At 38.7% G+C, this 26,095-nt stretch carries 26 protein-coding genes; 13 read left to right on the top strand and 13 right to left on the bottom strand.

Annotation, left to right across the window (positions count from 1 at the left end; genetic code table 11):
* The first annotated feature begins 52 nt into the window (after nucleotides 1–52).
* Nucleotides 53–475 carry a VOC family protein gene (locus ACYZ0U_RS07465; protein ID WP_461451424.1) on the top strand — a complete coding sequence of 141 codons (423 nt, stop codon included), beginning with the start codon at nucleotides 53–55 and terminating at the stop codon, nucleotides 473–475.
* Between the two features lie 51 nt (nucleotides 476–526).
* On the opposite strand, the gene ACYZ0U_RS07460 is transcribed toward ACYZ0U_RS07465, so the two are convergent.
* A complete protein-coding gene (locus ACYZ0U_RS07460; protein ID WP_461451422.1) occupies nucleotides 527–2,263 on the bottom strand; it encodes a phospho-sugar mutase in 1,737 nt (578 codons plus the stop codon).
* A gap of 411 nt (nucleotides 2,264–2,674) precedes the next feature.
* Here ACYZ0U_RS07460 and ACYZ0U_RS07455 point away from each other — a divergent pair, with 411 nt between their 5' ends.
* Entirely contained in the window at nucleotides 2,675–3,526 is an 852-nt protein-coding gene (locus ACYZ0U_RS07455) for a beta-1,6-N-acetylglucosaminyltransferase (RefSeq protein ID WP_461451420.1), read from the top strand.
* A 5-nt stretch (nucleotides 3,527–3,531) separates the two neighbouring features.
* Here ACYZ0U_RS07455 and ACYZ0U_RS07450 read toward each other — a convergent pair whose 3' ends face one another.
* On the bottom strand, nucleotides 3,532–4,476 hold the full coding sequence (locus ACYZ0U_RS07450; protein WP_461451418.1) for a Smr/MutS family protein: 945 nt from the start codon (nucleotides 4,474–4,476) through the stop codon (nucleotides 3,532–3,534).
* A 159-nt stretch (nucleotides 4,477–4,635) separates the two neighbouring features.
* Here ACYZ0U_RS07450 and ACYZ0U_RS07445 point away from each other — a divergent pair, with 159 nt between their 5' ends.
* A complete protein-coding gene (locus ACYZ0U_RS07445; protein WP_461451416.1) occupies nucleotides 4,636–5,142 on the top strand; it encodes a DUF892 family protein in 507 nt (168 codons plus the stop codon).
* Between the two features lie 223 nt (nucleotides 5,143–5,365).
* Nucleotides 5,366–7,240 (top strand): M1 family metallopeptidase, encoded by a 1,875-nt coding sequence (locus ACYZ0U_RS07440; protein WP_461451414.1) that lies wholly within the window; start codon nucleotides 5,366–5,368, stop codon nucleotides 7,238–7,240.
* A 70-nt stretch (nucleotides 7,241–7,310) separates the two neighbouring features.
* Here ACYZ0U_RS07440 and ACYZ0U_RS07435 read toward each other — a convergent pair whose 3' ends face one another.
* Complete coding sequence (locus ACYZ0U_RS07435) at nucleotides 7,311–7,706, bottom strand: YtxH domain-containing protein (protein ID WP_461451412.1); 396 nt, start codon at nucleotides 7,704–7,706, stop codon at nucleotides 7,311–7,313.
* A 142-nt stretch (nucleotides 7,707–7,848) separates the two neighbouring features.
* On the bottom strand, nucleotides 7,849–8,043 hold the full coding sequence (locus ACYZ0U_RS07430) for a cold-shock protein (protein WP_158990334.1): 195 nt from the start codon (nucleotides 8,041–8,043) through the stop codon (nucleotides 7,849–7,851).
* A gap of 205 nt (nucleotides 8,044–8,248) precedes the next feature.
* Here ACYZ0U_RS07430 and ACYZ0U_RS07425 point away from each other — a divergent pair, with 205 nt between their 5' ends.
* Together ACYZ0U_RS07425 and lysA are read left to right on the top strand one after the other, a co-directional pair.
* Nucleotides 8,249–9,559 (top strand): aspartate kinase, encoded by a 1,311-nt coding sequence (locus ACYZ0U_RS07425; protein WP_461451409.1) that lies wholly within the window; start codon nucleotides 8,249–8,251, stop codon nucleotides 9,557–9,559.
* Between the two features lie 144 nt (nucleotides 9,560–9,703).
* Nucleotides 9,704–10,876: a diaminopimelate decarboxylase gene (lysA, locus tag ACYZ0U_RS07420; protein ID WP_461451407.1), complete on the top strand. Its 1,173-nt coding sequence runs from the start codon at nucleotides 9,704–9,706 to the stop codon at nucleotides 10,874–10,876.
* 12 nt (nucleotides 10,877–10,888) lie between these two features.
* Here lysA and ACYZ0U_RS07415 read toward each other — a convergent pair whose 3' ends face one another.
* Nucleotides 10,889–11,119: a hypothetical protein gene (locus ACYZ0U_RS07415; RefSeq protein WP_461451405.1), complete on the bottom strand. Its 231-nt coding sequence runs from the start codon at nucleotides 11,117–11,119 to the stop codon at nucleotides 10,889–10,891.
* Nucleotides 11,120–11,496: 377 nt separating this feature from the next.
* Here ACYZ0U_RS07415 and ACYZ0U_RS07410 point away from each other — a divergent pair, with 377 nt between their 5' ends.
* Both ACYZ0U_RS07410 and ACYZ0U_RS07405 read left to right on the top strand, forming a co-directional pair.
* Complete coding sequence (locus ACYZ0U_RS07410; RefSeq protein ID WP_461451403.1) at nucleotides 11,497–12,636, top strand: GAF domain-containing protein; 1,140 nt, start codon at nucleotides 11,497–11,499, stop codon at nucleotides 12,634–12,636.
* Nucleotides 12,637–12,701: 65 nt separating this feature from the next.
* Nucleotides 12,702–14,240, top strand: coding sequence for a S10 family peptidase (locus tag ACYZ0U_RS07405; RefSeq protein WP_461451401.1), 1,539 nt, complete (start codon nucleotides 12,702–12,704; stop codon nucleotides 14,238–14,240).
* Nucleotides 14,241–14,385: 145 nt separating this feature from the next.
* Here ACYZ0U_RS07405 and ACYZ0U_RS07400 read toward each other — a convergent pair whose 3' ends face one another.
* The 4 genes from ACYZ0U_RS07400 to ACYZ0U_RS07385 all read right to left on the bottom strand — a co-directional run bounded on the left by ACYZ0U_RS07400 (nucleotide 14,386) and on the right by ACYZ0U_RS07385 (nucleotide 17,606).
* Nucleotides 14,386–14,877, bottom strand: a complete 492-nt coding sequence (locus tag ACYZ0U_RS07400; RefSeq protein WP_461451399.1) for an isoprenylcysteine carboxyl methyltransferase family protein — start codon at nucleotides 14,875–14,877, stop codon at nucleotides 14,386–14,388.
* 1 nt (nucleotide 14,878) lies between these two features.
* The gene (locus ACYZ0U_RS07395) at nucleotides 14,879–15,937 is read right to left on the bottom strand and encodes a type III polyketide synthase (RefSeq protein WP_461451396.1); all 1,059 of its coding nucleotides are present in this window, start codon (nucleotides 15,935–15,937) and stop codon (nucleotides 14,879–14,881) included.
* Nucleotides 15,938–16,130: 193 nt separating this feature from the next.
* On the bottom strand, nucleotides 16,131–16,364 hold the full coding sequence (locus ACYZ0U_RS07390; protein WP_461451394.1) for a hypothetical protein: 234 nt from the start codon (nucleotides 16,362–16,364) through the stop codon (nucleotides 16,131–16,133).
* Between the two features lie 63 nt (nucleotides 16,365–16,427).
* The gene (locus tag ACYZ0U_RS07385) at nucleotides 16,428–17,606 is read right to left on the bottom strand and encodes a metallophosphoesterase (RefSeq protein WP_461451392.1); all 1,179 of its coding nucleotides are present in this window, start codon (nucleotides 17,604–17,606) and stop codon (nucleotides 16,428–16,430) included.
* 126 nt (nucleotides 17,607–17,732) lie between these two features.
* On the opposite strand from ACYZ0U_RS07385, the gene ACYZ0U_RS07380 reads away from it, so the two are divergent.
* Together ACYZ0U_RS07380 and ACYZ0U_RS07375 are read left to right on the top strand one after the other, a co-directional pair.
* Nucleotides 17,733–18,308 (top strand): alpha-ketoglutarate-dependent dioxygenase AlkB family protein, encoded by a 576-nt coding sequence (locus tag ACYZ0U_RS07380; protein ID WP_461451390.1) that lies wholly within the window; start codon nucleotides 17,733–17,735, stop codon nucleotides 18,306–18,308.
* Nucleotides 18,309–18,414: 106 nt separating this feature from the next.
* Nucleotides 18,415–18,633 (top strand): hypothetical protein, encoded by a 219-nt coding sequence (locus ACYZ0U_RS07375; RefSeq protein WP_461451388.1) that lies wholly within the window; start codon nucleotides 18,415–18,417, stop codon nucleotides 18,631–18,633.
* A 10-nt stretch (nucleotides 18,634–18,643) separates the two neighbouring features.
* Here ACYZ0U_RS07375 and ACYZ0U_RS07370 read toward each other — a convergent pair whose 3' ends face one another.
* The 4 genes from ACYZ0U_RS07370 to ACYZ0U_RS07355 all read right to left on the bottom strand — a co-directional run bounded on the left by ACYZ0U_RS07370 (nucleotide 18,644) and on the right by ACYZ0U_RS07355 (nucleotide 22,831).
* The gene (locus ACYZ0U_RS07370) at nucleotides 18,644–19,768 is read right to left on the bottom strand and encodes an AI-2E family transporter (protein ID WP_461451386.1); all 1,125 of its coding nucleotides are present in this window, start codon (nucleotides 19,766–19,768) and stop codon (nucleotides 18,644–18,646) included.
* 50 nt (nucleotides 19,769–19,818) lie between these two features.
* On the bottom strand, nucleotides 19,819–20,307 hold the full coding sequence (locus tag ACYZ0U_RS07365) for a CYTH domain-containing protein (protein WP_461451384.1): 489 nt from the start codon (nucleotides 20,305–20,307) through the stop codon (nucleotides 19,819–19,821).
* A gap of 5 nt (nucleotides 20,308–20,312) precedes the next feature.
* On the bottom strand, nucleotides 20,313–21,104 hold the full coding sequence (locus ACYZ0U_RS07360) for a CHAD domain-containing protein (RefSeq protein ID WP_461451382.1): 792 nt from the start codon (nucleotides 21,102–21,104) through the stop codon (nucleotides 20,313–20,315).
* A 152-nt stretch (nucleotides 21,105–21,256) separates the two neighbouring features.
* Nucleotides 21,257–22,831 (bottom strand): right-handed parallel beta-helix repeat-containing protein, encoded by a 1,575-nt coding sequence (locus tag ACYZ0U_RS07355; protein ID WP_461451380.1) that lies wholly within the window; start codon nucleotides 22,829–22,831, stop codon nucleotides 21,257–21,259.
* Nucleotides 22,832–23,291: 460 nt separating this feature from the next.
* On the opposite strand from ACYZ0U_RS07355, the gene ACYZ0U_RS07350 reads away from it, so the two are divergent.
* From ACYZ0U_RS07350 to ACYZ0U_RS07340, 3 genes are all read left to right on the top strand, one after another.
* Nucleotides 23,292–24,092: a glycosyltransferase family 2 protein gene (locus ACYZ0U_RS07350; protein ID WP_461451378.1), complete on the top strand. Its 801-nt coding sequence runs from the start codon at nucleotides 23,292–23,294 to the stop codon at nucleotides 24,090–24,092.
* Between the two features lie 79 nt (nucleotides 24,093–24,171).
* On the top strand, nucleotides 24,172–24,969 hold the full coding sequence (gene cysQ / locus ACYZ0U_RS07345) for a 3'(2'),5'-bisphosphate nucleotidase CysQ (RefSeq protein WP_461451376.1): 798 nt from the start codon (nucleotides 24,172–24,174) through the stop codon (nucleotides 24,967–24,969).
* A 121-nt stretch (nucleotides 24,970–25,090) separates the two neighbouring features.
* Nucleotides 25,091–26,029, top strand: coding sequence for a manganese catalase family protein (locus ACYZ0U_RS07340; RefSeq protein ID WP_461451374.1), 939 nt, complete (start codon nucleotides 25,091–25,093; stop codon nucleotides 26,027–26,029).
* Nucleotides 26,030–26,095 lie beyond the last annotated feature (66 nt).

Raw genomic sequence — 26,095 nt, 5'->3', positions numbered from 1 at the left:
GCAGGTATGGCTTTTTTTTATTTTATATTTGTTATATAAACCAATTATCAGCATGAAAACTAATATTAACATTGTTTACAACGGCCAAACTGAAGAAGCATTTAACTTTTACCGCTCAATATTCGGCGGAGATTTTATTGCCGTATCACGGATGAGTGATATACCGAATGCGCCGGCCATGCCCGAGGAACAGGCTAATAAAATATTATACATGTCTTTACCTATTGGTGAAGATATAATTGCCGGAATGGATTGCCCTGCCAGTGCGCCACCAGTAGTACAAGGCAATAATTTCATGATCAATATTAGTACCGCGAGTGTAGAAGAAAACACCCGCTTGTTTAATAAACTTGCCGAAGGCGGCGAAATTAAAATGCCGCTGGCTCACCAGTTTTGGGGGGCATTTTTTGGAATGCTAACTGATAAGTTTGGTATTACCTGGATGTTGAGTTATGTTAACCAGGAACAATCTTAAACAAGAAAAGCCGGACCAAATTGGCCCGGCTTTTTATATAAATCTAAAATATTATACGCCCAGATCCTGCATTATCGCAGTTATCTTATCATCTAATTTTTTATCTGTTTCCTTGTAGGCAGTTGTATTTTCCAGTTTGCCGTTCACACTGCAATAGAATTTTATTTTTGGCTCGGTACCTGAAGGGCGTGCAGATATAATGCTGCCATCCCCGGTGATAAACTGCAATACATCTGATGCAGGAAATTCAAGCTTTTTAGTCGTGTTTGTAGTTAGATCAGTTTCTGTACCTTTTTCATAATCCTTTAGCATGATCACTTTTGATCCGCCTAAAGTAGCCGGCGGATGGGTACGGAATTTTTCCATCATTTCCTTTATCTCTTCGGCACCGGTTTTACCTTTTTTAGTAAGTGAGATCAGCTTTTCTTTGTAGAAACCATATTGCACATAAGTATCCAGCAATGCCTCAAATAAACTACTGCCCTTGTCTTTGTAATAAGCAGTCATCTCCGCAATAAACGCGCTTGATACTATCGCATCCTTATCCCTTACCAGTTCGCCAATTAAATAGCCATAGCTTTCTTCGCCGCCGCCTATAAAGGTTTGCTTCCCTTCAAACCTGGTCATTAATTCGCCAATGTATTTAAAGCCGGTTAGCGTGTTATAAAATTTAACATGTTTTGCATTGGCAATAGCCTCAATTAAATTTGTGGTAACAATGGTTTTAACAATGTATTCGTTACCGGTAAGTTTACCTTTTTCTTCCCAGGCGGTAAGCAGGTAATTAATCAGCATGGCGCCGGTTTGGTTGCCGTTCAATAACACAAATTCATTGTCAGTATTTTTAACGGCGATGCCTACACGGTCAGCATCAGGGTCTGTTGCTAAAACTAAATCGGCGTCAACTTCCTGTGCTTTTTTAAGCGCTAATGTTAAGGCTTCTTTTTCTTCAGGGTTTGGATAAACAACTGTTGGGAAATTACCATCGGGGGTTATCTGCTCATCAACCAAAATCACATTTTCAAAACCAAAACGTTTTAAGGCTTGAGGAACCAAAGTGATGCCTGTACCATGTATCGGCGAATAAACTATCTTCAGATCCCTCTGACGTTTGATCGCATCCGGAGATACCGATAGTTCCGTGATTTTATCCAAATATAAATTATCTATCGCTTCGCCAATCATTTCAATATTAGCATCAACACGGTTAAATTTTATCTCATCAATACTTTTAATAGCAGCCACTTCATCCATAACCGCTTTATCCTCCGGCGATACAAACTGCCCGCCATCTGCACCATAGGCTTTGTAGCCGTTGTATTCTTTGGGATTATGTGACGCAGTAAGCATCACCCCGCTTTTGCAACCCAAAGTGCGTATGGCAAATGATAGCTCGGGTGTTGGGCGCAATGCTTCAAAAAAGTAAACGTGTATATCGTTAGCCGAGAACACTTCGGCTGTAATGTTTGAGAACAGGTCGGCATTGTTGCGGCTATCATGCGCAATGGCAACTTTTATTTTTTCGCCGGGATAACTCTTTTTCAGGTGATTAGCTAAACCCTGCGTAGCAGCGCCAATGGTATATTTGTTAATACGGTTTGTACCAGGCCCCATTGTTCCGCGTAAGCCCCCGGTACCAAATTCAAGGTCGCGGTAAAAAGCATCTGTTAATTCAGTGTAGTTTTTATCGTCCAGTAATTTTTGAACTTGTTGTTTAACATCATCGTCATAATTTCCGTGCAGCCATGAGTTGGCTTTGCTAAGGATGGCGGGGTCTAATTCCTGCATAAGTGCTTTGTATTGTGTTTATATTGATGTAATTGGCCCAAATATGATAATAATATTGGACACTAATAACATGCAAACAACAATAAAGGCATTGGGTTTTGTGGGAATTAATTAAACATTAATAAAGATTAGAATTCTCTAATGTGACACCCAAAATGAAAGATGTTTGTATATTTACAATGGTTGCCCCCTATTAAAATGAAATATTTTTTAAAGCCCTTTTCTACAAGAAAATCAGGAAATAAAGCCCCACGGTTTATTTCTTTTTATTCCTTAACATCTATCAGTCAGTTAAACAAAATTGTCTTATACAATGGCTTTTATTTAGCTGTTTCATGAATTTTAACCCGAACCATAACGCGTAATAAAATCCGGCAGGTCTTTATCTTTTCATAGAGTAAAATACCCCTAATGAGAATTGCATATTTAATACTGGCACACAAAGAACCTGAATTACTTAAAAGGCTTGTAAGTAAGCTAAGTAATGCAGATGCCGATATTTATATACAGCTGGATAATAAGAGTAACATTAATGAATTTCGCCAAATCGGGAATGTTGAAAACACTTATTTTATTAATAAAAGAATAGATACTGTTTGGGGAAATTACAGCATTATCGAATCTACATTAATCGGATTTAAGCAAATATTAAAAGCAAGCAGAGATTATACTCATATTAACCTTTTAAGCGGGCAGGATTATCCTTTAAAGCCGATAAAGGAGATACAAGACTTTCTTTTTGATAACCAGGACAAAACATTTATGCGCTTACTATCAATTGATGATAATGAATGGCTACAGGGAAATGAGCGCATTGCAAAATACAGCTTCGGCGATTTTAGGTTACCCGGTAAATACAGTTTGCAACGCATTGCTAACGCTATATTACCCAATAGAAAGCTGCCATTAAAACTAAAGGCTTACGGCGGATCGCAATGGCTAACTATTACCCCTGAATGCGCGCTTTACGCTATAAATTACCTGAAAAACAACACAAAACTGAAGCGCTTTTTTAGGGCTACCTGGGCAATTGACGAGATACTATTCCAAACTATTTTAATGAATTCGCCATTGAAACACAAGCTGGTTAACGATAACCTACGTTTTATTGAACAGCATGGCAATTCGCGCCCTACTATTTTTACTGTTAATGACGCGGATAGGTTAATAACTTCAGGTAAATTTTTTGCACGAAAATTTGACATGAAAGTTGATAGTAAAATACTGGACCGTCTTGACGCGCTAACAACAAAAAACGTTTAATAAATTTATTTTAGTATAACTTTTGTAGCGCCATAACCAAATTTTTCCTTCCTGGCATCCATAAAAGTTTGTATACGGTTATTTTTACTCAACAGTCTATGCAATTCCTGCCTTAATGTGCCATTGCCTGAGCCATGTATAAAAGTTATATCGGGCAATTGGTGCACAATAGCGGCATCAAGTGCTTTGTTAAAATAACTAAGCTGTATGTTTAGTATCTCCGAGCTGTGTAAAAGCTGGTGGTCATCGCGTAACTTCTCAATATGCAGGTCAACCTCACCGGCTGGTTTGGTAATTTCCTGTTTTTCCCCGGCAGGCTTATGAAAGCTTTCCTTCAGTTTTTGAGCATCTATAACCAGTTCCGGCTCATCCAGTTGAATTAACCAACCTTGAAGATCAAGCAATGGCAGTTTCTTTTTGGCAGATGCCATATCTTTTGCCTTTATCTTTTCGGTTACAGCTAATGGTGCTTCCGGCTTAATATTTTGATTGGTAAAAAAAACAATATTAAATATAAACTTAGGCCAAAGCTGCAGATCAGCTAATTGGCCGGAGTATATTTTAACTGCCTTTTTTGGTGCGATGATCTCGGCTTGTTCACCTTTATATTTATCCTGGCTTTCAGTTGTTAACCCTGCCAATAGTTGGAAAGACGTATCATTAATTAAATAAAAATGCATCACCGAGTTTACTTTGGCATCGTTTACTAAACCTAAATAAACGCCCTTGGTTATAAATTCGGCAACCGGTGTTTGCATAACTTCGGCAGCTAAACTTTTTTTTCCGTTATTTTCGTAGCCGTGCACAAAGGTTACTTTGCTGGCCAATACCGGTATTTCAAAGTCATCATCGCCGGTAACGCCAATCATTTGCTCATCAACTATACGGGTGACAAAACCCTCCATTTTCTCATCAACAAACCGTACAAAATCGCCTAATTTATATTTCATTTCCTGTAATAGTATTTTACAAAGGTATCTTAAATAGGCACGGATAGCGAAAATTTAAACGTAGTAAAATATCAGATTAATAGTATTAATTTTGAGTGAGCTAAACATCATATGTACTTATGGCTAATTGGCATAACCACAATAATTAATTTAAAAATAATGGCCCCTAAATCCCAAATTCAATTAAATAAAGACGAGTTAAAACAGGTTTTTATACATAACCTGAACAGGTTATATTTTGGTAAACGATACCTTAACGATCATCTTGAAGAATTAGTTAAAATCGCATCATTTAATGATTTACAATTAGGTTTAAACGAGTTTTGGGACGATGTAAAAAATCAAATTATCAGAATGGATGAAATTTTTATGCTTGCCGATGAAAAGCCTTCGGACAGGGAATGCAATCCAATTATGTCACTGGTTAAGCAAAACTTTTGTCTTGACGAAAAAGACGGCTTAGCTATTAATAAAGATATGGACTTGATTTTATACGTACAATTGCTGGAACATGTAAATATTACCGCATATCGGATGTTAAAAAACATCGCTATTCACCTGAAATGGAAGGATGTAACTCAATTACTTGTTGAATGCTTTGACGAGTCGGTTGATGCCGACCATCTTTTTGATTTGATCTCAAAGCAATACATGGCGAAAAGCTAATAAGCCATTGGCTTAAAAAGAAGGCCATCTACTAAATAGCAGATGGCCCGATATAGTTATTTAATACCCCTATTAAAATAACTACATCAAAAGTAAGTAATTATTTAATACTTGCAAAATATTTCACACTTGTAATATAGTTGTTACCTCCTTTTTACGCGTTAGAAACGTATTTTTGAACTGATTTTTAACAAACTGATCTTATTTTTTAATTGTAAAACGAATGAAGTATTTCATCCTATCCGTACTGTGCTGCGGTTTTCTATTGCAGGCAAATTCACAAAGCCTTTACCTGCCGCGCGATATTAAAAAAGCCTATGCCAACGGCACCCGCGAAGCTGATGGCCGCCCCGGGAAAAACTACTGGCAAAATACAGGTCATTATAATATCTCTATAACTGTAATGCCGCCTAACCGTACGATTAAGGGTTTTGAAACTATTACCTATTTTAACAACAGCCCCGATACTTTAAAGCAGCTTAACATAAAGCTGATAATGAATATACACCGCCCGGGCGCAACAAGATTTTCAAACACCACGCCTGATTATTTAACACCGGGTATGCAGGTTGATTCAATATTTGTTAACGGTGTTAAAAAACAGTGGGATAACGCTACAGCTTTAGGTACAAATCAATTTGTACAATTATCTACACCGCTAATGCCGCATGATTCCGTAAAATTAAACATCACCTGGCATTACGAGCTCTCTGAAAAAAGCGGCCGCGAAGGTGTAATAGATCCGACTACATTTTATATAGGATATTTTTATCCGCGTGTATCGGTATTTGATGATTATAACGGCTGGGACAGGCTTGAATTTAATGACCGCCAGGAGTTTTATAATGACTTTAACGATTACGTGCTAAACGTTAACGTGCCTAAAAACTTTATAGTTTGGGCTACCGGTACCCTGCAAAACCCTAATCAGGTTTTACAGCCGGAATATGCTAAAAGGCTACAGAAATCAATGAAAAGTGATTCGGTAATGCATATTGTTACTGCCGATGATCTGGCTAAAAAGAGTATCACAGCGCAAAACGATGTGAATACCTGGACATGGACCGCAAACCACATCAGTGATCTTGCTGTTGGTGTGAGCGATCATTATGATTGGGACGCCGCAAGTGTTGTGGTTGACGATGCTACCCATCGCCGGGCAAGTATGCAGGCAGCTTTTGATGATAAATCAGCTGATTTTCATGCGGCTGTAAAATGGGGTATACATGCCTTAGACTTTTTATCGCATAGTTTCCCGGGCGTGCCTTATCCGTTTCCAAAAATGACCGCCTTCCAGGGCTTTGCGGACATGGAATTCCCGATGATGGTTAATGATACCCATGAAACCGACATGGCAGATGCAGAATTGTTACAGGACCATGAAATGGCGCATACCTATTTCCCATTCTATATGGGCATTAACGAAACCCGTTACGGTTACATGGATGAAGGCTGGGCAACCACATTTGAGTTGTATTTAGGTGAAACAGAGGTGGGCAAATCCACTTCAGAAGAAGTATATAAAAATTTCCGTGTAAAAAAATGGATCTTCGATCCTTCTACTACTGAAGACTTACCAATCATCACCCCTACCAGCGAATTAACACGCGGTTACGCCAATAACGCCTACGTAAAACCATCATTAAGCTACATAGCTTTAAAAGATATGCTGGGTGATGCACTTTTTAAAAAGGCACTGCATGTTTACATGAACAACTGGAACGGAAAACACCCCATCCCATGGGATTATTTTAACTCGATGAGCACGGGATCAGGCAAAAACCTGAATTGGTTTTTTTATAATTGGTTCTTCACTAATAATTATATTGATTTGAATTTGAAAAGTGCTGTTAAAGATGCATCTGGTTATGTTGTAAACATTGAAAACATTGGCGGTTTTGCCATACCTTTTGATGTAAAGGTTAATTATGCTGATGGTAAAACCGAAACCTTGCACCAAACACCGGCAGTTTGGGAAGCAAATCAAAAAAACATAGCTGTACATGTTAAAACTAATAAAGCTGTACAATCCATATTTTTAGATAACGGCATTTTTATGGATGCCGACATCAGTAATAATAAATGGGTGAATAATTAAAAAATTCCTCCAAAAAGAGAAAACCCAGTCAATAAGCCGGGTTTTCTCTTTATAAACAGCGAGTGTGTTCTTAATTATGGATGATCGTATTTAAATCGTTAATGTCGCTTTTAGCTTTTGCTTTAGCATTGTTAACGGCGTCTTCGCCATACGCTTTAGCATTGTCAGCAACATCATTAGCTTTTGATTTTGCATTATTAATAGCATCTTCAGCGCTGTCTTGTGCATTGCCAACCAAATCATTAACTTTTGATTTTGCGTTGTTATAAACGTTGTTGGTATAATCCTTAACTCCGCTTGCAGTGTTTTGCGCTTTGTCTTTAGCCGCTTCAATAAGCTCGTTAATATACTCAGCTATACCATCCCTGGTGTTTTCTCCGCTTTCCGGCGCTAATAATAAACCCAGTGCAGCTCCTGCTGCAGCACCTACTAAAAGTGCTGCTATAATCTTTGTTTGATCTTTCATTTTCTTTTTCTTTTAGTGGATGAATAATAATATAACACTATTTAACGCATTAGGTTTAAAGTAATTGCTAAAAAATTTAAAGCAAAAAAAAGCATCCACTCTTTTGGGAGTGGATGCTGTACGATTGATGATTATATTATAATTAAATAACCTTTACATTTACCGCGTTCAAGCCTTTTCTTCCGTTTTCAACTTCGAATTCAACTTTATCGTTTTCACGAATTTCGTCGATTAGGCCTGTAGAATGAACAAATACATCCTGACCACCTGCATTAGGTGTAATAAATCCGAATCCTTTTGTTTCATTAAAAAATTTTACTGTTCCTTCTTTTTGCATTATATTATTTATTAAAGTGCGCAAGATAGATATTTTAATCCAAAAAACACTAATTTGTTGCTTTTTAGCACTTAAAGTGACATAAACATCACCGATACCCTATTTTTATTTCATTAATATTATCCATAACTCTTTAAAAATCCTATTTTTAGCCCCGCAAAATTGGTATGAGAATATCAATACATTAAGGTATAATTTAACAAAAATGAAAGTTTTAAAATTTGGTGGAACATCAGTAGGCAGTCCTGAACGGATGACGAAACTGTTGGACATTATCGATCCAAGCGAACGGCAGATCGTGGTATTGTCCGCAGTATCCGGAACAACAAACAATTTAGTGGAAATTGGCCAGGCTTACCTGGCAGGTGATAAGACCAGGGCCGCCGAACTGATAAAGACGCTGAAGGATAAATACGAAATTTTCATAAAAGAACTTTTTAACAAACCCGAGTTTTTAGCTCAAGGCAAAGAAGTGATAGATTATCACTTTGGACTTTTAAGTAAATTGGCTAACGACCAGTTTTCTGTTATTGAAGATAAGATCATCTTAGCGCAGGGCGAGTTGTTATCAACCACGCTATACCATGTTTATTTAAAGCAGATGGGTGTGCCATCGGTATTGTTACCGGCGCTCGATTTTATGAAAACCGATGAGGACAGCGAACCGGTGGTTGATTATATTACGGAAAAGCTTACCCCCTTATTGGCAAAACATCCGGCTAACAACCTGTTTATTACCCAGGGTTATATTTGCCGCAATGTATTTGGCGAAATAGATAACCTGCGCCGCGGCGGCAGCGATTACACCGCATCATTAATTGGTGCAGGTATCCGCAGTAAGGAAGTACAGATATGGACTGATATTGACGGCATGCACAATAATGATCCGCGGATTGTTAAGGGTACTAAACCTATCGCCCAGTTATCATTTGATGAGGCTGCCGAGCTGGCTTATTTCGGAGCGAAGATCCTGCACCCTCAAAGCGTTTTTCCGGCACAAAAATATAAGATCCCGGTTCGCTTGTTGAACACAATGGATCCGCAAGCCGCGGGTACGTTAATTACCAATGATAGCGAAAAGGATAAAATTAAATCCATTGCCGCTAAGGATGGTATCACTGCCATTAAGGTACAATCAAGCCGTATGCTGCTGGCGCATGGTTTTTTACGCAAGCTGTTCGAGGTTTTTGAGCGTTATAAAACTTCTATTGATATGATCACCACTTCGGAAGTAGCGGTATCGCTTACTATTGATGATATAAGTCATCTTGCTGAGATCCAAAAAGAGTTAAATGCCTTTGGAACAGTTGAGATCGATGAAAACCACACGATCATTTGCGTGGTTGGTGATTTCGGTGCCGATAAGCATGGCTATGCCGCTAAAGTATTAGAGGCGGTTAAGCATATCCCGTTACGTATGATATCATACGGAGGCAGCGATCACAACTTATCAATACTGGTAAAAACTGAAGAAAAAACTGAGGCTTTAAGAAGCCTGCATAACAGGTTATTTTAATTTTCAATTTCGAAATTTCGATTTCGGATTTATTACCCACGCGTCATTGCGAGGGACAAAGCTATCTCTAAACTATACAGCACGAGCATGGTTTAATAGCGATTGGTTTGTTCCTCGCAATGATAATTTTTTAAATCGCATACGATGTTCAATTCCGATACCATCAATAAATTTCAAAGCTTAGAAACACCATTTTATTATTACAATATGGATGTACTAAGAAAAACCTTAGCGGCATGTACCAATGCATCTGCTAAATATGGCTTCCATGTGCATTATGCCATGAAGGCAAATTTTAATCCAAAGGTGCTCGATATGATCCAGTCGTTTGGTGTGGGTGCCGATTGCGTGAGCGGTAACGAGGTAAAGGCTGCCATAGATCATGGTTTTGATAAAGGCAAAGTTGTATTCGCTGGCGTTGGAAAGTCTGACAAAGAGATTAACCTTGCGCTTGATGCAAATATTTTTTGCTTTAATGTGGAGTCGGTACAGGAGCTGCACATTATAAACGATCTGGCGAAAGCTAAAAACAAAACGGCCAGCGTGGCTATTCGCATCAACCCGAATGTGGATGCGCATACCCATCATTTTATTACCACCGGGTTGGATGAAAATAAATTCGGCATTAACATTTGGCAATTATCTGATGTTGCTGAAGCCCTGCGCGCCTGCCTTAACCTGCAATTTTTAGGCATACATTTCCACATCGGTTCGCAAATTACGGACATGGAAGTTTACAAAAACCTTTGTACCCGCATAAACGAAATGCAGGATTGGTTCGAGGATCATGGCTTCCCGGTAAAAGTATTGAATGCCGGCGGTGGTTTAGGCGTAGATTATTACAACCCGGATACCAACGGGATGGCTGATTTTGAAAGTTATTTTGAGGTGTTCAAAAACTTTTTAAATGTAAAGCCCGGACAGGAGGTACATTTTGAATTAGGCCGTGCTATGGTTGCACAAAGCGCTTCATTAATTTCACGTGTGCTTTACGTTAAAAATGGACTGAAAAAAAATTTCCTGATATTAGATGCGGGTATGACGGAACTCATCCGCCCGATGCTATATCAGGCTTATCATGGGATTGAGAATTTGACCGGAGAATCAAGAGTCAGGGATCAAGAATCAGGACAAAGCATTAAATACGATGTGGTAGGGCCAATTTGCGAAAGCACAGATTGTTTCCGTAAGGATGTTGACCTGCCTGAATCTTTTCGCGGAGATTTGATCGCTATCCGCACTGCCGGAGCTTATGCCGAAGTGATGGCTTCGGGTTATAATTTGCGCGATAAAGTACAAAGTATTTATTCTGAATAATTTATTAGTGTGCTACTTCCTGCTAAACACGATGAATAACAATGCTAAAACACTAGCTGATTCAAATACATAGCAGGCTAAAGTAAGTACCTTTTTGGCTTTCTTATTTACTATTGACACTATTAATATATTTAGAAACAAACCTGTAAAGGCTACGCCAACAATAAGCAGGTCATGAGGATTTGTAAAACTACTGTCGAGCCTGTCGGGTGTTATTACTTTATTGGCAACATACAGTCCCATGCAGGCCAATATAAAAATCAGAATGATGGTTTATTAATGGTAGCCATGTGGCTTAGCGGTAATGGCGTTTCGTTTTCCATTGTCGTAATTTATCCATTGCTAATATAAACATATATATGTCGTGGTAAATTATGTATTATTAACGCTGAGTAGTTATTAGATTTTTTTTGTTTTCGTTTAAAATTAAAATTTACTTAAAAGATTAATTTTAAACTTAAGTAACACTTTTATTGCCATTTTGGCAACTAAACATTTGTTAATTACGTTTAGATGCAATATTATTCAACTTTAAACCTGTGTTTTTTTTAAAATATCATAAATTTTAAACATACACAGTTTATTATTATTACAATGTTTAAACGTTTACTCACATACTAATGGATAGGGAACTGCACCGCCTTGAAGCCGTAAAACGTTTCAAAGAACTTGAACTCGATCCGGCTGTTACCAAAGATCTTAACGATATTGTTAACCTGGCAGCGCAAATTTGCAACACGCCTGCCGCGCTGTTCACTTTGGTTGATGATAGTACACAATGGTTTAAAGCGGCTAAAGGTATTAGCCTGAAACATACCTCTAAAGAGATATCGTTTTGTAAATATACTATTCAACAACAGGACATATTTAAGATTGAGGATGCCCGCAAAGATGACCGCTTTTTAAATAATCCTTTAGTTTATGGTGATGCTAATATCCGCTTTTATGCCGGTGCGCCCTTAACCACAAAAGATGGCTTTAATGTAGGCTCGTTGTGTGTAGTTGATTTTGAGAAACGTAAATTAACCGCCGACCAGGAAAATTCTTTGTTAGTTTTATCAAAACAGGTTATAAATCTTTTAGAGCTTAACTGGAGCCTAAAAGTGATGGAGCTGCAAAATGAGCAAACGTTATTACACAAAAAAGCTATCGAAGATTCGGAACTTAAATTGAAAGCCGTTTTTGACAGCTCGACAGATATACACGTTTTAGTAAATAAAGATATGGAGGTAGTTGCTTACAACAGGCCTGCAAACATTTACATTAGCAGTATTTATAATCATGACATTAAGCCGGGCGACAGGATATTGAACTTTGTTGATCCTAAAAATAAAAATCATTTCTCTAAATATTTTGAAGTTGCTTTTAAAGGCAGGGTGATCAAACACGATTTGCTAATTCGCCCCGGTACTGAATTTGAATGCTGGCGTGAAATAAAACTAGTACCCATTCGCAATAAACAGGATGAAATTATCGGCGTTGCACTAAATTCTGCCGATATCAGCAAACGCAAGCAACAGGAAAAACAAATCCAGGTACAAAACGAGGCATTAACCCGTATAGCCATAATCCAATCACATGAACTACGCCGCCCTGTTGCTTCATTATTAGGGTTAATGCACCTTATTAAGATTGAAAAACTGGATTTTGATTATTTCGATATGATGTCCCTCACCATTAATGAACTGGATGAAAAGATCCGCATCATCGTAGCAGATTCCGAAAAAACCATCAGCACGCCGCTTTCAGTTGTAGCATAATTTTGTGAGCTTTTATTTTATTGAAATAAAAGCTTATTTTGGTCTATTCATTTTAACTCCTTTTCATGAAAAGACTACTAACTACAACTTTAACTTTAGTTTTAGCTGCATCGGTATTTGCAAATGCGCAAAACAAACGCAGCATACAGGTAACTGTACAAGACTCCACTATTGAAAAAAGGGATACCGTACCCGGTAAACCCGTTGTCACTTATCACCAGGTTACCGTTGATGGCAAAACCATCACCTACAAGGCCACTGCAGGCTACATGCCAATGCATGACAAGGATGATAATAAACTATTAGCCAAATTATTTTATGTTGCCTACACAGCTACTAATACTGGCCAGACGAAAGAGAAGCGCCCGGTAACATTCGTATTTAACGGTGGGCCAGGCTCTGCCTCTATATGGTTGCATATGGGAGCGATCTCACCTGTGCGGGTAAAATTTGGTGATGACAAAGGTGATGCAGGCGGTGCGCCATATGAATATGGTGATAACCCAAACACCTGGCTTGCTTTTACCGATCTGGTATTTATCGACCCGATATCAACAGGTTACAGCCGTGCTTATAAAGGTGTTGATGTAAACCAATTCCATGGTTATAATGAGGACCTGGCTTCGGTAGGTGACTTTATCAGGCTTTATATCACCAAAGATGAACGTTGGGGAAGCCCTAAATTTATCGCGGGTGAAAGCTATGGAACAACCCGCGCCGCGGGTCTTTCAGGATACCTGGCTGACCGTTATAACATCTACCTGAATGGCATTACGCTAATCTCATCAGTGTTAAACTTCCAACTGATCGACTTTAAAAATGGTAATGATATGCCCTATATCTACTTTTTACCAACTTATGCCAACACTGCTTCTTACTATCATAAATTAAGCCCTGAATTGGAATCATTAAGTCCGGCTGATCTGACTAAGAAATCCGAAATATTTGCAAATGGTATATATTCGCGTTTCTTAAGTTTAGGCGACCAGGCTCCTGCAGAACTGACTAACTTAGTTGTCGATTCATTAAATTACTTCACAGGTATCCCCAAAGATTATATCAGGAAAGCTAACGAAAGGATAACTGATTTCCGTTTCTTTAAGGAAGTATTACGCAGCGATGGCAAGATAGTAGGCCGTTATGACAGCCGTTTTAGCGGTGAAGACAGCGATGATGCAGGCGAATACCCGTCATACGACCCAAGCGATGCCAACCTGAACGGCTTATTCGTAGGTGCATTTAACGCTTACATTCGCAAAGATTTGAACTACCGGAATGATATACCTTATGAAGCAGTAACTAACGTTTGGCCATGGAGCTACAAAAATACCGAGAACGCTTATTTAGATGTATCAGAAACATTGCGTGCCGCTATGACCCAAAACCCGCATTTAAAAGTGAATATGGTTTGCGGATATTATGATTTGGCAACCCCGGTTTACAATGCGGAGTACGTGATCAGCCACATGGGTTTACGCCCGGATTTGCGGGGCAACATCATCACTAACTATTATAAAGCAGGCCACATGGTTTATGTGAGTAAGGAAACTGATGAAAAACTTAAAGCTGACGCTGAAGTGTTTTATAAAAGCGCTTTAAAGTAATATAAACTCACTGTTAATGCGAACGAGGAACGAGAGAGAAATCTTCTATTAAACAAAGTTCGTTATTCCAGGCGAAGAATATTTCTCCCTCTGGTCAAAACGACAAGAGTAAAAATAAAAGAGGCTGGTTTAAACCCAGCCTCTTTTATTTTGCCCAAACTTTATTTTCAACCCTTATCCTTACCGTAAGCATTATGGCGTTCAGTACTGTAAATATGATAGCAGTATAATATAAATTGAACACCATTGGGATGATGGCAATCTCGCAAATAACAATAAAGTAATTAGGATGCTTAAATATTTTATAAGGGCCTTTTTTAACCGGACCAGCACCGGGAACACGGAAGATCTTGGTATTCCAATATTTGCCTAAGGATGATAACGCCCAGAATTTGAATAATAATAACAGTATAAATAATATCAGGAAAACAAACTCAATTTGAGAATCTCCCCGGATGATATGTTCAATGATCATCGAAATAATAAATGCCGTATGCAGCGCGACGATAAACGGGTAATGTTCCTTGCCGTACTCAACCGCGCCTTGCGATCGCAGCCATTTTTCGTTGCCACGGGCAATGTAGAGTTCGGATAAGCGCTGAATGATCACAAATGTAATGAAGACGTAGAAATACATATTATTTGTTCTTCATCTTCACTAAAACCATTTCACTCGAAAAACCGGGGCCCATCGCCATCATCAAACCATAACCATCCTCATAGCCTTGCTCCAGGAATTTTTCCAGCACGTACAATACAGTAACGCTTGACATGTTGCCGTTATCATTCATCACCTCGCGGGTTTTTTGCAAAAAATCACCTTCAACAGCCAAAGCATTAGTATATGCATCCAACACTTTTTTACCTCCGGGATGGAAAATAAAATTCTTGATATCACTTAATTTCAGATCATGTTTATTCAGAAATGCAGTAATATCTTCCAAAACATGCTCATTAATAAAGCTTGGTATATCTTTAGAAAATAAAACCTTAAAGCCGGTATCCTGAAACTCCCAACCCATTACATCCAGCGAGTCATAATACAATTTACTGCTCGAATCGAAATAGGTTACCGCTTCATCTTTACCGTGGTTATCACCCTTAATGATAACGGCAGCAATACCATCCGAAAACAAACTTGAGCCTATAAAATTACTCTTACTGTAATCGCTTTTAATAAGTGTTAACGAGCATAGCTCAACTGCAACTAATAAAACAACTGCATTTGGATCAGCTGCTGCCATAGCATTGGCTTTCGCCATGCCTGATACGCCGCCGCCGCAACCTAATCCCCACAAAGGCATGCGCCTGATGTTTGGGTTGAGCCGCATTTTATTGATGATGAGCGCATCCATACTTGGCGTTGCTAACCCGCTTGTGGATACAAAAAGAATATCGGTAATATCTTCTTTTTTAATACCTGATTTTTTGATCACGTCCTCAACAGCCTGCACCGAATACTCCAGCGAGGTATTGATATATTCCAGGTTACGCTCCTCAAAAGTTGTGGTACTGGTGTAATAAGAAAGTGGTTTGCAAAAGTTACGCGTCTTAATCTCCGTATTATCAAATGCGAAAATAAGCCTGTTAGTTTGCGGAAAGTTAACCGAGAACATGAGCTGCGCCTGTTCTTTTACTTCTTGCTGCGAAATTTTAAAGGGTAGTTCAATTTTTGAAACTGCTGTTATTGAGGGCATACAATGGTTTTACTAAGTAACGCTAAATAGCATGTTTAATTTCAATTAGTTGAAATCGCATATTAAACAACTAAATATACTGTATATAAGCCGAATTGGATGCCATTGTTTGCAGTTATATTGCTAAAAAAAATGATAATAACAAAAAAAGCCGCATAAATGCGGCTTCAATATCTATAAGGCTAAGATTTAATTAATTATAACGTTGCGCTTTTTGCTCCCATGATGAAATATACATGGTAAGGCCCATTAGAAAAACTACACCAGCGCTATATGTCGGCCATGGCACAGAAACCTTTCCATACATGTATGCCCAAAAGCCGCCTGAATCAACTACGTTATCAGTTGTACTATGATAAAATACAATTGTAAATGTGATCATTAGGATCGCCATTAGCACCATAATTGTTAAGCCTGCTTTTTTCATATGCTATTTTTAGTAGTATTACGCCACAAAGTTAAAAATGTTTACGATGTTTCATAAAGGAAATTAAACACTTTTTAAAGTAATTACGGTTATTTCCGGCCATATACCTACCCTACCCTTAAAACCAATAAAGCCAAAGCCCCGGTTTACGTACAAATATTTCTCTCCTCGCTTATAAAGCCCTGCCCATTGTTCATAAACATACTTTACAGGGCTCCACTTAAAGCCAAATAACTCTATACCAAACTGCATACCGTGGGTGTGGCCTGCAAGCGCTAAATTAATATGCTTTTCATGTTCCAAAGTTTTTGCTTCCCAGTGTGACGGATCATGCGACATTAGGATCTTGAACTCCCTGTCATCAACATTGGCAGTAGCTTTATCCAGGTCGCCAAATTTTTGAAAACCACCTTTGCCCCAGTTCTCCACCCCTATCAACGCTATCTTTTCGCCGCCTTTTTCAATTTGTACGGATTGGTTAAGCAATAATTTAAAGCCAATCTCTTTATGAACTTCTTTCAGGCGGGAAAGGTTATCCGCTTCAGCCTTTTTAGATGGCCATTTGGAATAACTGCCGTAATCATGGTTGCCCAATACCGAGTATTTGCCAATTTTAGCTTTCAGTTTTGCGAAGGATTCTATCCACGGGTCCATTTCAGAGGCCATGTTATTTACCAAATCGCCGGTAAATAAAAGCAGGTCGCTATGTTGGGCATTTACAAGGTTAATACCTTTCTCAACGCCTTTTTTACTGGTAAAACTGCCTGAATGAATATCCGACAATTGTGTTATAGTAAAACCATCAAAAGCTTTTGGAAGATCAGCAAAAGGCAAGGTTACTTTATGAACTTTATAGTTATGACGGCCGCCGATCATCCCATATAACAAACTAAAGAACGGTATAGCAGCAACTACCGCAGCCAGCGCGCTCACCCAATACTGCCTCGGCGGAAAGTTGAGGAACAGCCTTACGATATCCTCTACCAATAATACCGGCAAGGCCAATATCTTTGGTACAGATGATAACAGTAAACCTGCCATCAGTATTGAAATAGCGCCAGATGGACGGCCTCCTCTACGTACGAAAAAGAAAAATACGATACCGAGGATAAGCAGTGCATCAATCATCCAGTATATCCAGGTGGCAATTGGCGAATTATCAGTTAGAATTTTTACTGCGTGAAAAAAATAAACATCGGCTATCAGCCAAACTAATATAATTAAGGGAATTCGTTGTCTCATATATAAATACCTAAGGCTAATAGCCTTACATTGTTTGGCAAATATTAAACTTAAAAAGTTAACTACAGCCAATAACTCCGCAAGAACCGGGTTTTTACACTACAATTACTGTTTTACCTTTGTGCCATGGAAATCATCAATAATGAAGGGATTGTAATTTATTATGGCAAGGTGATGAATCAGCAAATCGCTGATCATTATTTGGACAAACTGCTTAACACCATCGACTGGAAAAACGATGAGGCGAAGATCTTCGGCAGGCATATTATCACTAAGCGCAAAGTAGCCTGGTATGGTAATAATAATTACGGCTATAAATACTCCGGCACAACAAAACAGGCATTGCCCTGGACACCGGAATTAATATCTTTAAAAAAACTGACCGAAGATATAACCGGTGAGCAATTCAATTCCTGCCTGCTGAATTTATACCACAATGGCGACGAAGGAATGGCCTGGCACAGCGACGATGAAAAATCATTAGGTAAAGATTCAGCAATAGCTTCGATGAGTTTTGGTGCCGAAAGAAAGTTTAGTTTGAAACATCGCGTAAGTAAAGAAAGTCATTCTGTATTGTTGGAGAATGGCAGTTTATTGATCATGAAGGGAGCAACGCAAACCAACTGGCTGCACTCTTTGCCGAAGAGTAAGAAAATTAATACGCCGAGGGTAAATTTAACTTTTCGGCGGATGATTGAATAACGACGTATTTTATACATTGATCGTTTTTAAAATAATCTCAACAAAGTTCAACAAACGCGGTTATTATCAATACTTAAGAACAATACAAGCACCAAAATAAATCGCTATGAAAAAGTTAATTTTACCTGTGATATGTTTATTGGTAACCATGTCATTATCCGGCTGCGGATTAATGGAGGATGCATTTAAAGCCGGATTTATTATAGCCTTGATCATAGCGGCACTTATCGGTTTGTTGATCTGGATATTCCACTTCAGCTATGTGAAACTATCGAAGCATTTTCCGGCGGTTCGTTTGTATGTGGATGATCTGCTAAACGGATAAATCAGGTATCTTACTCCAAAACCTCTTTTAAAGGGACAGTTTTTTTTGGTGTACGGTTTTTTCGCTTGCCCCAAACCTGGCCCATGTGGTATACAGGTACCTCATCGCCTAATAATTTGCCCCAGGGTTGCAGTTCCTCTACACGGTCGAAAATAATTTTTAGCACGGCAACTATAGGCAGCATTAAAAACATACCGGCAACACCCCACATGGCATTGCCTAAAAACACAACCAGGAGCGATATTAACGCGTTGATCTGTACTTTAACCGATACAAATCGTGGGAAGATGATATTACTATCCACAAATTGGATCAGCAAATAAGCTACAATGATCTCAACCTGGGTTGAATAGCCGTCTTTGGTAATAGTAGCGATCAACACGGGCAATAAAATGGCTACAAAGCCACCGATGTATGGCAATATATTAATAATACCACCTATTACGCCCAATAGAATAGCATATTTAACATCCAATATGATCAGTGCGATGGAGTTTAAGCTTGATACAATGATCATCTCGATCAGCAAACCTACAATATAGCTTTGGATGGCGGTTTTGGTCTGCGCCAATACCTCACCCACCCTTTTAGAGTGCTTTTCGGAAAAAACTTCGTACAAAAAATTAAGGATGAGCGTTTTGTAAAGCAGCAGCATAAAAATATAGATCGGGATAATCAGCATAATACTCAGCGTACCGAATACAGTCCCAATCAGCGTACCAATAGCGGCCTCACTGCTATTGAGCGCATCTTTTATAAATACTACCTGCCTTTGGGTTGATATACCAAACTGCAGGCTGATGTATTGCTCCAGGCTATCAATCATCTGACCAAACTTTACTTTTAGTATCGGGAACGACTGCCCGAATTGCACAAACTGGGTTGACAGCAGGTAAACAACCAATGCAGTAAAACCAATGCCTGCTAATAAGGTAAGTAATACTGCCAGCGGCTTAGGTATTTTAAAACTTAACAACCTGTTATAAAGCGGATTTAACAAAATTGAAAACAGTACAGCAAAAGCAAATGGCACTAAAATACCGCTCAATAAATTCAAAATACTTACCAGGTAAAACATGCCAATGAGTATTATAGTGGCTTTTAAATAAAAAGGGTATTGCTTTACTGTCGTCATGCTTTTGGTGTGGTTAATTGGCTGCTCAAACGCAATACAATTACGTTTTATTAGTCGTTTTGTTTTGCCCAATATTTAAATGGATGCAAAGCTAAACTGGAGTTAGCATAACGATCGTCATCGGTAACCTCTTCGGCTATCCACGCTGGTTTTTCGAATACATCTTGTTCTGATTTGAGTTCGATCTCGGCAACGATCAAACCCTCGTTATCGCCCGAAAAAACATCAACCTCCCAGGTAAAATCACCTGCCGGGATGCGATAGCGTGTTTTTTGGGTACCATTGGTGGTAAAGCCTTTTAATATTTCTTCGGCTTCAGGAATGGGTATCTCGTATTCATACTCGGCCCTGCTCATACGGTTGGCTCCCGATGGGCCTTTCAAGGTAATATAACCATGATGTTCAGTAACGCGTACCCGAACGGTGCGGGTATCGTCACTTAAAATATAACCTTGTTTGTATTGTACACCCGCGGGTTTGTTCAGGGCCTGCCAAGCATTATGATCAACCAAAAACTTCCGTTCAATTTCAATTCCCATTGTATTTAGCTTATTTGTTCAACAGGCAATTCGGTAACGGTAGTAGCCTGTTCATAAAAATCAGTTACAAGGCTAACAATATTATTTTTTAGTTTGGTATGTTTCTTTTTTAAACGGCTAACAGCAGCCTTATCATGTTTCGGGTGACCCGAAAATAGTGCTATGGCAACTTCATTGTCATGCCAGTCGCCTACAGCAGTTTGCACATCTTGTAAGTAATCTTCGTTAAAACCTGTTTCTAAAACAGGCTGCACCAACTGATAATTATAGACCAATATCTTCACCAATGCCCGTGCTTCGTGCAAGCTATCATCAAACTTAAGGTCGGCCAATTTATTGGCAATAAGATTTAATTGATTTTCGTAAAATAAGGTGATATGTAAATTACTGATCGGTTCAATTTTCTCCAGGATCTCACTATGTGCCGATTTTAATTTTTTAAGATATTTATTGCCAGCTAACTTAAAGTCATTTGCCGCATCTTCCATTAGTTTTTGCTGAGCAAGAATAAATTCATCCTGCTGCATATTATACTTTTTGGCTAATTCCAGGTTATTATATGCATCCCTTATGATGCCGGCCTGCTTAAATACTTTTTTTACAGGTTTAAAATATTTGCCCAACTTTGTGTGATGATCATCGCTATCGGCCAAAAAAATAAAAGAATTTATTTTTTTAACCTGTACCCTAAACCGATGCAGATCTTCCTGGTCGCCGTTTTTTAAAAATGATTTGAGATAGGACTCCATATCATCCCATTCTTCATCAAAATATTTTATCTGCTCTTTGCTTTTCATACCTTAAAAACACTTTTCGATAACTAATATACAGAATTGTTGGGTAGATGTTTGCCTGGGCAACTTTAACAGTATTACAAATTACAAAAGCCTTACTAAATTAATAGCAAGGCTTTCTCATAGATGCAGGGGAAAGGAAAATTTAAATTGTATTAATAAGATGTTTCATCAGCACCAATATCAACTCTTGAATTTTGCACACGTGCCTGGCCGTCAATGTCAAGCTCGCCTGATGCGGCTACATAACTTGGCAACCCACGGTTTACGCAAACCGATGAACTTGTTAGGTGCAGGTTAGGCGATGGCAAGCTTGCTGTTGTAAAGCCCGGTATATTGTAAAGGCCATGTGCTTCTGCATTAGGAATTACTGTTTGCGCCTGGAAGTTAGCGAACGAATACCAGCCGCCTGCAGTACCGAAGTCAAAGGTAATGGTACCTGATGATCCGCTTAGCGTGTAGTAGTCGTCATAATCCATAGTCAGGTTTGTTGAGGTGTAGCCTGATAAAGCGATAACCACTACATTACTGCGCGACTCGATAATATTATCAAATACATTTAAATGATCGGTATTTTGATATTCTACCTCGCCACCATAACCACCTTGCGAAAAGTTATCATAAAATGTATTGCCCGATAAGGTTGAGTAAGTAACCTTACTGCTTGCCTGGTTTGAACCATAAATAATACCGGCTGTTACGTTATTATAAATAAAGTTATCACGAATGTTGATCCCGGTAGTAGTGTAGCCATTATTTTCGCAACCTACTGTCATACCTGCACCATTGCCATAGCTCGTATTACCCTGGATATTGATGTATGATCCGCCATCAACATAAATACCACCCGAAGTAGCTACCTTTGATACGCAATTATAAACTGTATTATAATTAACATTTCCGCCCATTGCATAGTTTACGCTATCAGGCGCGCCGGTGTAGCTGTAATGGCCAGACATATCAATGCCAATATTGGGAATATCATGCACTACATTATGCTCCAATAAAAAATTGTTTACGTTTCCGGTTAAGGTTACGGCCTCGCTGTAGCCGGTCGCGCATCCATAAACCGTATTGTAGCCAATGTATACATTGCTGTAAGCCAATGCCCTTGAGGCACCTGTGCCTTCAATAAAAATAGCATGCGCGTTATTTGATGATGAGGGTACAGCTGTCTGGCTGGTTGTCCAGCCTACATTGGTAATGGTGCAATCGTTTATTTCCACATCAGTGCCTGTTCCTGTTACATCAATTCCATTGGCGTAGGCCATAATATCATTTTGTATGGTGATACCGTTTATGCGAACGTGGCTTTTGCTGGTTATAGTTATCATGTTGGTATTTGACCCTGAATTGGTACTGGTACCATCAAGATAAACAGCAGCGCCATTATAATTTGTAACCGTAATTGGCGCTGAAGAAGATGCACCTGAGTGAGGAAATGTTAAACGCTCTGAATAAGTACCTGCAAGAACGTTTATGGTTGCGGCATTGCCCTGGGTAGTTTTAGCCAGTGCCGCCGAAATAGTTTTTAATGGGACCGATGTTGAAAGCCCGGTGTTTGAATCACTTCCGGTTGAACCATTCACATAGTAATTGGTACCCGGCCCGGTAAAGGACTTGCCGGTATCGCCTGTTGAACCCAGTTTTGGTGATGTTGGGTTAACCGAAGACTTGTTACAGCCACAAAATACCGCAGCTGCAATAAATAATACAAATAAATTTTTCATAAAAAGAATGTTAGGTTAATTAATAAATAAGGTTAATAATGTGTTCGGGTACGCAATATTTCAGGTCAGTTAAAAATATTTATGATGCTATTATTCAATCTTTAAATACCTTTAATTCAAATATATAAAAATATTTTGCGTGTTCGTACACATTTAAAAAAATATATTTTTGTTTACAGCTTTTAACTTATGCTTAATATGTTTTAGCAGTAAAAATTGCCAATAAAGCAGGAACATATTTTTTTAAAAAAAAATCAAAAAGCAGGCAAGAGGCGAAAAACACATCGCTAATGCATGTCAATAAAGTAGTTTTATTATATAAATCGATTGGAGTTGCCTTAAAAACTATGTTTGCTAACTATAAATCAAAATATTTTTAATCAATAAAAAGAAACTTGCCGTATCAACAATTTCGTATACAGTAAATAGTTATATTACTCATCAGATTAAATAATTTACAGTGGCGGCACATTTTCCTGATATTACTTTACTGGTAACTACTTATAATCGCAGCAAATCATTAAACAATTTGCTTAGCAAGTTTAAGGCTCAACAAATAACCTTTGGCGATATTGTAGTATCTGACGATAGCAGCAAGGCTGAACATGTGGCAGCCATCCGCGCATTGCAGGATATTTATAATTTTAGGCTGATCACCGCTGAAAAGAACCAGGGCCTTGGTGGGAATATCAACAAAGGTCAGGATGCCGTTAAAACGCCCTATACTTTATACGTGCAGGAAGACTTTGAACCGCTTGAGGGCTTTTTAACTCATTTTACCGATGCGCTTGGTTTTATGGAAACCGATAAGGAACTCGACCTGGTGCGTTTTTACGCATACTTTAAATATCCTTACACCAAGCCTTACGGCAAGGGCTTTTCGCAAATGCTTTTCAGCATATCGCCGTTTGCCAATAATCACATTAAATTTTATGTTTACAGTGATCACCCCCATTTACGCAGGAGTAATTTCCTTGAAAAATTCGGCAGGTATCAGCCGCATGTTAATGTAGACAAATCAGAATTTGGGCTGGCTATATCATTTATAAAAAACAAAGGCAAGGCCATTATTTTTGATAAGTTTAATACCGTATTTGAGCAGGTTAACACCAGCGACGAGCCAAGTACTGCAAACCGCGCCGGTTGGCGCGAAAGCAAAAACCCTTTTTTCCTGGCTGTAAGAGCCGTTTATTTGCAGTGGAAGCAGTTAAAATGGACATATGCACTATTAAAAGCTAAACCTATTTCAAAAGATAATTAATCATTGTCCTCTATTAATTAATGCTGCGCGGTATATTACTAAATGCTTTTTATATTGCGATGCGATACAAAGCATTATCATGATCTTCAAACTAAATAATACAACCGCAATTGATATAGACCAGTTGCTTAGTATAGCTAAACAAGCCGGAGATGCAATATTAAAAGTTTATAATGATGCCTCCGGCGATCTGAGCGTGAGTTATAAGAAGGATGAATCGCCGCTTACCTTGGCTGATTCGGCTTCGCACCAGGTTATTGCAACCCAACTAATGGAGCTAACTCCTGATATTCCCGTTTTATCCGAAGAAGGAAAAGATATACCTTATGAAGAACGAAAAGACTGGGAATATTACTGGTGTGTTGATCCCTTAGATGGCACAAAAGAATTTATTAGGCGTAATGGTGAGTTTACTGTAAATATTGCGTTGATCAATCGAAATACACCTATTTTGGGGATTATATACATACCTATTACCAATATAATGTATTACGGAGGCGAGCATATCGGCAGTAAAAAGATCCATTCTAACGGCGATATTCAAAAACTTCAACCACCCGCGGATGTTACCGAGTGGACTGCCGTTGGCAGCCGCACACATTCCACTGCTGAAGAAACCGCAATACTGGATAAATTAAGCATCACAAAAACAATATCGGTAGGCAGTTCGATTAAATTTTGTATGATAGCCGAAGGCAGCGCCCAGTTATACTATCGCAAGGGCCCAACTATGGAATGGGATACCGCTGCCGGGCAAGCAATTGCGGTAAACAGCGGTGCAATTATGACCAATCCCGACGGAAGCGCTTTTGTGTATAATAAACCCTCGTTATTAAATGGCGGATTTATTTGCAGCATTAAAAAAGTCAGCCTATAGTATATTAAACTTTTATTTAGTTTAAGCGAAACATTATATTCCTTTTAGTTGTAATTAGTATAATATATTTCATAATAAGAAAATATATATATTAAAAATCAAAAAACTAAATTCAATTATTATGTTTCATCATGTAAAAGACCTCCAATTTAATGCAAGGGTTTCTAAACCCGATCCGCGTTTTGCCAACTTGCTTTTAGAACAGTTTGGCGGCGAAAATGGCGAACTTGCTGCTGCCATGCAATATTTTACGCAAGCTTTTGGCGCTAAAAACCCTTATCCGGATAAGTATGATATGCTCATGGATATTGCCACCGAAGAATTGAGCCACCTTGAAATTGTTGGCGCAACCATTCAAATGCTTTTAAAAGGCGTTAATGGCGAATTAAAAGATGCGGCAGACCAATCTGAAATTATGCAGGTAATGAACGGTAAGGGCGCTAAGGAAAGCATCATTCATGAAGCTTTAACCGCGAACCCGCAGTTTGGTATTATTACCGGTGGTGGCCCAACGCTTAGAAATAGTCAGGGTATTCCATGGTGCGCCTCTTACGTAAATTCAAATGGAGATTTGACTGTTGATCTTCGTACAAACCTGGCATCAGAATCAAGGGCGAAACTGGTATATGAGCACCTGATGAAGTTTACCGATGACCCGTACATTCATGAAACACTGTCATTCCTGATGACCAGGGAAGTAACACATTACAAAATGTTTGAAGCAGCATTAAATAGTATCGAATCAAACTTCCCTCCCGGTGTATTGCAGGCTGATCCGCGTTTTACACAACTGGCTTTCAACATGTCTAACGGTACTTCAATACGCGGACCATGGAATGAAGGTGAAATACCAGGCATGGGTAAAGACTTTATTTATGTAGAGGACCCGATAAGCTATGTTAAAGAAACTAACGGCTTGACCGAACAGCCTGAAAATATGGATAAGGAACTGGCTGCTGCCGAAAAAATGGACAAGAAAATGAGCCAGGTAAAAAGCGAAGAAGTAAAAAGCGCCGACCCAAAAGGCGTGGCTCAATGGAGTGATTATTCTGAAAATTAATTATCGCATCGCTTACAAACAAAAGAGCTTTTCAAATTGAAAAGCTCTTTTTGTTTGATCAGGCAA

It is taken from the genome of Mucilaginibacter sp., assembly GCF_965225845.1.
Lineage (GTDB): Bacteria > Bacteroidota > Bacteroidia > Sphingobacteriales > Sphingobacteriaceae > Mucilaginibacter.
This window is presented reverse-complemented; position numbering and strand designations above follow the sequence as displayed.

Bases quoted from the DNA above. Each gene is read 5' to 3' on its own strand.
- ACYZ0U_RS07365 (WP_461451384.1), bottom strand. From the start codon at position 20,307: ATGGGAATTGAAATTGAACGGAAGTTTTTGGTTGATCATAATGCTTGG.
- ACYZ0U_RS07375 (WP_461451388.1), top strand. From the start codon at position 18,415: ATGAAAAAGTTAATTTTACCTGTGATATGTTTATTGGTAACCATGTCA.
- ACYZ0U_RS07465 (WP_461451424.1), top strand. From the start codon at position 53: ATGAAAACTAATATTAACATTGTTTACAACGGCCAAACTGAAGAAGCA.
- ACYZ0U_RS07380 (WP_461451390.1), top strand. From the start codon at position 17,733: ATGGAAATCATCAATAATGAAGGGATTGTAATTTATTATGGCAAGGTG.
- ACYZ0U_RS07450 (WP_461451418.1), bottom strand. From the start codon at position 4,476: ATGAAATATAAATTAGGCGATTTTGTACGGTTTGTTGATGAGAAAATG.
- ACYZ0U_RS07400 (WP_461451399.1), bottom strand. From the start codon at position 14,877: ATGTATTTCTACGTCTTCATTACATTTGTGATCATTCAGCGCTTATCC.
- ACYZ0U_RS07360 (WP_461451382.1), bottom strand. From the start codon at position 21,104: ATGAAAAGCAAAGAGCAGATAAAATATTTTGATGAAGAATGGGATGAT.
- ACYZ0U_RS07455 (WP_461451420.1), top strand. From the start codon at position 2,675: ATGAGAATTGCATATTTAATACTGGCACACAAAGAACCTGAATTACTT.
- ACYZ0U_RS07355 (WP_461451380.1), bottom strand. From the start codon at position 22,831: ATGAAAAATTTATTTGTATTATTTATTGCAGCTGCGGTATTTTGTGGC.
- ACYZ0U_RS07440 (WP_461451414.1), top strand. From the start codon at position 5,366: ATGAAGTATTTCATCCTATCCGTACTGTGCTGCGGTTTTCTATTGCAG.
- cysQ (WP_461451376.1), top strand. From the start codon at position 24,172: ATGATCTTCAAACTAAATAATACAACCGCAATTGATATAGACCAGTTG.
- ACYZ0U_RS07340 (WP_461451374.1), top strand. From the start codon at position 25,091: ATGTTTCATCATGTAAAAGACCTCCAATTTAATGCAAGGGTTTCTAAA.
- ACYZ0U_RS07405 (WP_461451401.1), top strand. From the start codon at position 12,702: ATGAAAAGACTACTAACTACAACTTTAACTTTAGTTTTAGCTGCATCG.
- ACYZ0U_RS07445 (WP_461451416.1), top strand. From the start codon at position 4,636: ATGGCCCCTAAATCCCAAATTCAATTAAATAAAGACGAGTTAAAACAG.
- ACYZ0U_RS07435 (WP_461451412.1), bottom strand. From the start codon at position 7,706: ATGAAAGATCAAACAAAGATTATAGCAGCACTTTTAGTAGGTGCTGCA.
- ACYZ0U_RS07390 (WP_461451394.1), bottom strand. From the start codon at position 16,364: ATGAAAAAAGCAGGCTTAACAATTATGGTGCTAATGGCGATCCTAATG.
- ACYZ0U_RS07430 (WP_158990334.1), bottom strand. From the start codon at position 8,043: ATGCAAAAAGAAGGAACAGTAAAATTTTTTAATGAAACAAAAGGATTC.
- lysA (WP_461451407.1), top strand. From the start codon at position 9,704: ATGTTCAATTCCGATACCATCAATAAATTTCAAAGCTTAGAAACACCA.
- ACYZ0U_RS07410 (WP_461451403.1), top strand. From the start codon at position 11,497: ATGGATAGGGAACTGCACCGCCTTGAAGCCGTAAAACGTTTCAAAGAA.
- ACYZ0U_RS07415 (WP_461451405.1), bottom strand. From the start codon at position 11,119: ATGGGACTGTATGTTGCCAATAAAGTAATAACACCCGACAGGCTCGAC.
- ACYZ0U_RS07425 (WP_461451409.1), top strand. From the start codon at position 8,249: ATGAAAGTTTTAAAATTTGGTGGAACATCAGTAGGCAGTCCTGAACGG.
- ACYZ0U_RS07385 (WP_461451392.1), bottom strand. From the start codon at position 17,606: ATGAGACAACGAATTCCCTTAATTATATTAGTTTGGCTGATAGCCGAT.
- ACYZ0U_RS07460 (WP_461451422.1), bottom strand. From the start codon at position 2,263: ATGCAGGAATTAGACCCCGCCATCCTTAGCAAAGCCAACTCATGGCTG.
- ACYZ0U_RS07370 (WP_461451386.1), bottom strand. From the start codon at position 19,768: ATGACGACAGTAAAGCAATACCCTTTTTATTTAAAAGCCACTATAATA.
- ACYZ0U_RS07395 (WP_461451396.1), bottom strand. From the start codon at position 15,937: ATGCCCTCAATAACAGCAGTTTCAAAAATTGAACTACCCTTTAAAATT.